This window comes from Parasphingorhabdus sp. (assembly GCF_048269915.1).
Lineage (GTDB): Bacteria > Pseudomonadota > Alphaproteobacteria > Sphingomonadales > Sphingomonadaceae > Parasphingorhabdus.
This window is the reverse complement of sequence record NZ_JBLWTY010000015.1, coordinates 1-6,434: the sequence shown is the minus strand read 5'-3', so window position 1 is coordinate 6,434 and position 6,434 is coordinate 1. Positions and strand designations below refer to the sequence as shown.

Sequence of the window (6,434 nt, the reverse complement as noted above, 5' to 3'; positions counted from 1 at the left end):
GGTGTTTTCCTTAATCATTTTTCTTCCTTGTCAAAGTGTATTCATCACTAACCTGTGTTAGCTGACTGTTTTTAACCTAAGTTTGACCATTACACAAGATGTAAACCATGCTTTATAACAGTCGGCTGCCATCAATACAGCGTAAAACAGGCTAGGCCAGATACGTCACCTAAGATGTGCAGGTAAGTTAACCCAAGGTATTAAGCCGTTACGGCATACCATAGCGGACAATTTGGAATAAGGATCAAGCTTTGATGTGAGGAATTTGCGCTGCAACAGACGCTCAGACACTCTATCTCACATTGAATTTAAGGATATTTCTTCAAACAGAGTCAACACGGGAGTAAACAGCGTGGCGGCAGGTAATCAAGGAAATCGAGCGGAAAGCCGCCCTGCCGGGCCGCGCTTTGGCAGTATAGCCACCAAAGCAGTTTTCTGGCTCACGCTGTGTGCTATGGCGGGTGGATTCGCCGCTCTGATCCTGGTCAGTTACCGTGACTATGTCGATCAGAGCCACGTTTACGGCACCTGGATCGAAATCGGTACGCCGCCCTACCAGACGGATGTTCTGACCCTCAACGATCAGGGCGTATTTCGTAACGGCCGTATGGTCAGCACCCAATTTGAATTTGATGGTAAAACCATCTCCATCAAAACCGGCGGTGGTGTCAGCCTTTATCAGATGGCTGGAACCCCTAACTCACCTCAGCTCAAGCGTCTCAAACCCGACCTGCCTGCCCAGCGCCTTATCAAACAAGGCTATGAACACACCGTCAGCGATGAACAGGTCGGCGGTCAGGTGCGCCGCGCCGCACTGTCCGAGCATTTCAGTGCAGAGTGAAACAGCGCAGGCGCTCCTAACTCCCGGCGTAAACAGAGCTTAGCCGGTCAGCACGTCGTCTTCAGGATACTTGAGCAGACTTGCCTGCGGGCGGGCCAGCATATAAGCCAGCGTCAGCGGACCAATACGGCCGATAATCATCACCACAATCAGGATGTACTTACCCGGTTCGGATAAATGAGCGCTCAATCCGGCGCTAAGCCCAACTGTCGCAAAGGCAGATATCGTCTCAAACAGCACCTGTTCAAAACTGGCCTGCTCTGTCAGCATGAGTAAAAACATCGCCACGGTCAGCAGGGCTCCGCTCACCACAATGATGGCGAGCGATTTAGTCACTGTTGGCCAGTTCACGCTGCGCTGAAACATCACCACGTGTTTCTTCTGGCGCAAGAATGCCCAGGTCGCTGCCACCGCAACGGCAAACGTCGAGACTTTAATCCCGCCGCCGGTTGACGTTGAACCGGCACCAATCAACATCAACATGATCATAATCAGCATCGCCGGCTGAGTGAGCTGCGCCACATCGATACTATTAAATCCGGCGGTGCGCGCCGTCGCGGACTGAAAGAAGGCTGCGAGCCACTGTTGCCAGACCGGCAAACTTTGCATTGTCGCCGGATTGTTGTGCTCCAGCAGCCAGAACAACAAGGTACCTGCGACCAGCAGTAGCAGTGTCGCCGCCAGCATAATCTGGGTATGCAGGCTAAAGCAACGCCAGCCGTTGCGGCGATGCATCCACAAATCGCCGACGACAGTGAATCCCAGCCCGCCGAAAATAAACAGTCCTGCCAGTGTCAGCAACAGCATCGGCTCACCGGAATAAGCACTCATACTGTCTGAAAACAGCGAGAAACCAGCGTTATTAAACGCCGATACAGCGTGAAATAACGCATAGAACATGCCCTCTGCCCAGCCCATTTTCGGCACCCAATACCAGCACAGCAGCAGCCATCCGATACTTTCGGCAATCAGGGCAAAAATAATAATTCGCTTGACCAGATGCTGCAGGTTGACGGAGCGATCCTGTCCGAGCGCTTCTTTGGCAATCGCCTGTTGTTTGAGGCTCAGTCGCACCCCGAACAGATAAAGCAATACGGCTGACAATGTCATTTGCCCCAAACCGCCAATCTGCATCAGCAACATCAACAAAATCTTGCCTTCCAGAGTAAAATGAGAGCCGGTATCGACCACACCAAGACCGGTCACGCTGATCGCGGAAGTCGCGGTAAACAGAGCATCGGTAAAGCTAAGGCCGGTTTTAGAAAACACCGGTAGCGTCAGCAACACGGCCGCCGGCACTAACACCGAAAGAAAGCTGAGCAGAATGATTTTCGGCTCCGAGCCCTGACGCCGTTTTTTGTCCTGATCCGGGGTATAAAATATCCCGCTGCGTTCATGCGGTATCATAAGTTCTGCAACTGCTTAGTCAGGGTCTGCTGCGGGCCGACCACAATCAACATATCGCCGATTTCCAGCACAGTATCCAGTGAAGGAGAGCTAGTCACTTCCGGTCCGCGTTTAAATCCCAGCACCTGAATGCCTTTTTGATGATAAACCGGCATATCACCGATGCTTTTACCCATCATCTGAGATCCAATGACCACTTCGGTCAGGGCAAGACCGCTACCGAGTTCGATAAATTCCAGCACCCGGCGATCCAGCATCTTACGCGCAACCCTGATGCCCATGTCCCGTTCAGGCATAATCACGTGATCGGCGCCGACTTTGTGCAGTATTTTGACATGATACTTGTCGTTCGCCTTCACCCACACCGATTTGGCGCCGGATTCCTTAACCACTAATGTCGTCAGAATGGAAGCGTTGATGTCTTCACCAATCGCAATCAGCACCATGTCGTACTCTTTCAGTTTGAGTTCAAACACCGTTTCTTCAATCGTACAGTTGGCAACAATGGCCTGCGTGGCAAAATTGAGCGCCATTTTGACTTTGTCTTCATCAATATCCACCGGCAGTACCTGAGCCCCCGCTCCCATCAACACCTCACACACCGACAAACCAAATTGCCCCAGACCTATCACTGCAAACTGCTTATCACGAATTTTCATTCTGCTCCCTTATGCCCATCGACGTCATGCAAAGTTTTCTTTCTGCCAAAACTAGAGAGTGCTAAAAAGCTAAATTGTTCATTTTACATACCAAAGTTATATACCAATCTTCAGCATAACCACAATGTCCGCTGCATGTCATGTATAGAGAATGACGAGCTTTTCTGGTAGTTTGTGCGGCAAAACTTTCCTTTCAATTTTACTCACACAAGCACTCTCATGAGCATTGACGAACTAATCCTGCGCTTTGAACAATCCCCTTATCTGAAAGACTGGGACAACAGCGTACTACTGATCACTCTAGCCAGCTTTCTGGCTTGGGGGATATGGCGCCTGGCTTACCGCTACCTGTTTAACCTGACTGAGAAAACCCGGATTCACTGGGATGATCTGCTGCTGCACTCCCTGAAAACTCCCATCAGTACCCTGATCTGGTGCTGGCCAGGCACGATTTCACTCGGGTTGCTGCTGGATGACCACTTCCAGACCAAATTCAACTGGCTGCAAAACAGCAAAAAACTGATGCTGATTGCCATTTTTGTCTGGATTCTGCTGCGTCTGGTCGGTGAGGTCGAACGTCACCTGCTTGTGCAACGCGTCCATGATGAAACGACGGTACAAGCGGTATCCAAAGTGGTGCGATTACTGTTTATTATGACGGGATTGTTGTCGATTATGCAGGCATTCGGACTGAGCCTTAAAGGCCTGCTGACCTTTGGCGGAGTCGGCGGCCTGGTGGTGGGTCTGGCGGCCAAAGACCTGCTATCGAACTTTTTTGGCGGACTGATGATCTATTTTGATCGCCCGTTTAAAGTCGGCGACTGGATTCGTTCTCCGGATCGCCAGATTGAAGGTACCGTGGAGCGTATCGGCTGGCGCATGACCATCATCCGCACATTTGATAAGCGTCCTTTATATGTGCCCAACTCGGTGTTCAGCAACATTGTGGTCGAGAATCCGTCCCGGATGCTCAACCGCCGTATTCATGAGACCATAGGGCTGCGTTACCAGGATGCCGACAAAATGGAACGCGTCATCAACGATGTTCGTGACATGCTGCAAAATCACCCAGATATCGATGCAGAACAAACCCTGATCGTCAATTTCAATAGCTTTGGGGCGTCCTCGCTGGATTTCTTTATTTATACCTTTACCAAAACCATCAACTGGATTCGCTTCCATGAAGTCAAGCAGGATGTGCTGTTGAAGGTGATGGCGATTGTACGCCAGCACGGTGCCGATGTGGCCTTCCCGACCCGTACCCTGATGATTGATCCCGGCAGGCAGTCGCCACAACCCGATCAGGTATTGCGGGGCTCGGTAGCAGAAACGCGTTAAACCGGAGCATTTCGGCCTTATCAGTATGCAGGCCAAAATCGCCCCTAGCCGGGGCGATTTTGGCAATCACATCAAAATGTGATTACTTACGTAACGCATTCAACTTAGCTTGTGCCAGACCAAAAATCGTATCCACCGGATAACTGCCGTCTTCGGTTGCAACCCCGGCAGGTTTGCCGGTAAACAACTCAATCGCTTCGGTCACGTGTTCAATCGCCCAGATATTGAACTCACCTTTCTCAACAGCTTTGACGATATCGGCACGCAGCATCAGGTTATGCATGTTGGATCGCGGGATGATCACCCCTTGCCCGGCATGATGACCTTTGATTGCACACACATCAAAGAAACCTTCGATTTTCTCGTTCACTCCGCCAATCGGCTGTGCCTCACCAAACTGATTCATCGAACCGGTAATCGCAATTTCCTGACGGTTAGGTTGTTTGGAAAAAGCCGACACGATGGCACAAAACTCAGCCATGCTGGCACTGTCTCCGTCTACACCACCGTAGGACTGCTCAAACGTAATCGTGGTCGTGAGTGGTACCCGGGCGGTTCGGCCAAATACCGAGTTGAGGTAAGCCGACAAAATCATCACGCCTTTAGAGTGGATGCTGCCGCCCAGATCAACACTGCGCTCGATATCAATGATATCGCCGTCGCCGTACGATGTAGTGGCGGTAATCCGGTTCGGCGCACCAAAAGCATGGTCGCTGGTCGCCAGCACCGACAACGCATTCACCTGCCCGACCGCCATACCGTCAGTCTGGATCAGGGTAGTGCCGTTGATGAAGCTCTCCATCACCCCTTCCTGAATCCGGTTAACCCGCAATTGCTGATTATGCAGCGCCTCATCAACATGGCTTTGGCGAATCATATTCGAGTTCGCCTGACGCGCCACATAGTTGGACTCACGCAGCAGATTGGCAATATGAGCCGAATGCAGCGAGAGTTTATTTTGATCGCCGGTAATACGCGAACTGTGCTCAATAATGCGCGCGATGGCTTTACGGTCACAGTGCAGCATATTGTTGTCATGCACTATGCTGGAAATAAAACGCGCGTAATGGAGCTCGCTATCGGCAGTGCGCTTCATCTCATCTTCAAAATCTGCCGTAACCCGGAACAGTTCGCTGAATTCAGGATCATAATGAGTCAGCAGTTCGTAGGTGCGGTAATCACCAAACAGAATGATTTTGACATCCAGCGGAATCGGTTCTGGATCGAGTGAAACCGTCCCCGTCAGGGTGACCTCTTTCTCCAACGATGTAAAACTAAGCTGACGCGAGCGCAACGCCCGTTTAATGCCGTCCCACACATAAGGCTGCTCAAGTACCTTCACCGCATCCATCAGCAATACACCGCCATTCGCTTTATGCAAGCTACCCGCGCGGATCAAGGAGAAATCGGTAAATACGGTACCTTTATAGGTCGCCGTTTCAACGTAACCGAACAGTGAGTGATAGTTGGGGTTCTCCTCGACCACCATCGGGAACTCTTCCGACTGACGACTGACCAGCACGTTGACTTTGTAACGACGTGGCAGTTTTTTATCCAGCGCCGCACCGGCAATTTCACTCTGCTCACCGCTTTCATCCAGGAAGATCTCGACGTTGTCGACGATGTCCTTTTGCAGTTCAGTCAGGTAACTTTTGACTTCCGGATAACGGCTGTAATCCTGCTTGAGCTGCTTGATAAAGTGGCTGATCACATCCAGAGTGACATCGTCGTTAAGTTTCTTGATTTTCTCGCTGTACGACTCTTCCCACTCGGTCAATTGACGCACCATATTACGCAACGCCACTTCCAGCTCGTCAATGATCTGACCAAACTGTTCCTGCTCTTTCTTACTCAGCGCATCAAAGGTTTCTTCGGTATGCTGCTCATCACCATTCATGGCGACAAACTGATAATCACCCTGGGAGGTAATCGTCAGACTGATGCCCTGCTCGGTAGCAATGCGCGAAATCTCTTCCAGTTCGGTCTGCTGCTTTTGCGCCAGCTGATTCTTGAGTTTCTCAGCGCGGCTGAAATAGATTTCATTATCGAACGCCAGCGGAATCGCGTTCATCAGTTTGACCATCAGTTTTTCAATGTCCTGACGGAACGCCTGACCAACACCGCGCGGCAGCTTCAGCACCCGCGGCGTACGGATATCCTCAAAGTTAGCCACATAGCACCAGTCACAC

At 51.0% G+C, this 6,434-nt stretch carries 5 protein-coding genes; 2 read left to right on the top strand and 3 right to left on the bottom strand.

What is annotated here, in order from left to right; translation table 11 throughout:
- Positions 1 to 352: 352 nt before the first annotated feature.
- Complete coding sequence (locus tag ACN0WX_RS15295; RefSeq protein ID WP_417623203.1) at positions 353 to 841, top strand: DUF2850 domain-containing protein; 489 nt, start codon at positions 353 to 355, stop codon at positions 839 to 841.
- 39 nt (positions 842 to 880) lie between these two features.
- On the opposite strand, the gene ACN0WX_RS15290 is transcribed toward ACN0WX_RS15295, so the two are convergent.
- Both ACN0WX_RS15290 and ACN0WX_RS15285 read right to left on the bottom strand, forming a co-directional pair.
- Positions 881 to 2,248 (bottom strand): TrkH family potassium uptake protein, encoded by a 1,368-nt coding sequence (locus ACN0WX_RS15290; protein WP_417623202.1) that lies wholly within the window; start codon positions 2,246 to 2,248, stop codon positions 881 to 883.
- Positions 2,245 to 2,907: a potassium channel family protein gene (locus tag ACN0WX_RS15285; protein ID WP_417623201.1), complete on the bottom strand. Its 663-nt coding sequence runs from the start codon at positions 2,905 to 2,907 to the stop codon at positions 2,245 to 2,247. The genes ACN0WX_RS15290 and ACN0WX_RS15285 overlap by 4 nt, the downstream gene beginning before the upstream one ends.
- A gap of 219 nt (positions 2,908 to 3,126) precedes the next feature.
- Here ACN0WX_RS15285 and ACN0WX_RS15280 point away from each other — a divergent pair, with 219 nt between their 5' ends.
- Positions 3,127 to 4,245, top strand: coding sequence for a mechanosensitive ion channel family protein (locus ACN0WX_RS15280; protein ID WP_218561564.1), 1,119 nt, complete (start codon positions 3,127 to 3,129; stop codon positions 4,243 to 4,245).
- A gap of 82 nt (positions 4,246 to 4,327) precedes the next feature.
- Here ACN0WX_RS15280 and ACN0WX_RS15275 read toward each other — a convergent pair.
- Positions 4,328 to 6,434: Lon protease family protein (locus tag ACN0WX_RS15275; RefSeq protein ID WP_417623200.1), on the bottom strand; the 2,107-nt coding region annotated here is incomplete at its 5' end.